Source organism: Treponema endosymbiont of Eucomonympha sp., from assembly GCF_001028545.1.
On the sequence record NZ_BBPW01000246.1, the window covers coordinates 1 to 887 of the forward strand.

The 887-nt window shown below is 45.3% G+C and carries 1 protein-coding gene; it reads left to right on the forward strand.

All coding sequences use genetic code 11. The features are described 5' to 3' along the window. A partial coding sequence (locus AWU74_RS06295) for a hypothetical protein (RefSeq protein ID WP_238580207.1) occupies positions 1–328 on the forward strand: 328 nt, incomplete at its 5' end. Between the last annotated feature and the right edge of the window lie 559 nt (positions 329–887).

Here is an 887-nt window from a genome sequence, read left to right on the forward strand (position 1 = left end):
GTTGTTTCTATATCAGCACGACAAGCCGGATTTAATGTTAAATCCTTGTGGTAAAAAATGCGAAACTTTTATGAAATTCACTAAAAAAGGTATTGAAAAATTCTATGGGAACAACACAAATGCAAAAAAACTTTTTGATGTTAATCAACATTCTTTTGATGATTTAGAAGCGGAACAAAACGGAAAGACAAGAGAAGAAATTAAAAATATTTTAGAAGAATTATTTAAGCAAAATGGTGCGGAAGAACATTATGGAGCATATTTTCATTTATCGGATAAGGAAGCAGATAATGATAAAAGCATTCATAAAAAAGGAATAAGTGACTGAACACGCTTTTATTGCGTAAGACGCGAAAAAGCACCGTGCGCCGTCCATGGCGCACGGCTTCGTAGCAGTTTTTTTATTGCTAAGTCTGACCTTGAAATCGGGTTGCAGGTTTGAAGGCGCAAAAAACCTGCACATAACATTCAGTTTACACTGCGCTCCCTCTCACGCCTTACTCCGGCGTATTTTGAGGACTGCAAGGGCAGGGCGAAAGCCCTGCTTTTTTTATATAGGCATATATCGGGGCTGACCGAGAGGCGGAAGGGCGCCTCTATGCTGAGTTTCTTGAGGAAAGTCGACCGTTCGGAAAAGCCGAACGCAGTGCGTATCCGCCCCAGATACATAGCCAGCAGGCTCTCTCTGCTTCCTCTTCCCTGTTTTCTCCGCCCGCGCTATCAGCCTCGAAAGGCTTCTCGGCGCAACAGGGGCTAATCCAGATTATCCCGCAGCCACTCCCGAAACTGTGCATAATCGTTGGGCATTTGGGTTGCGCGTTCCGGCAGCGCAAGCACCTTTGCGAGCCGTTCCGGTAGCGGTGCGTTCCTGCCGCAGGCTTTCTGAA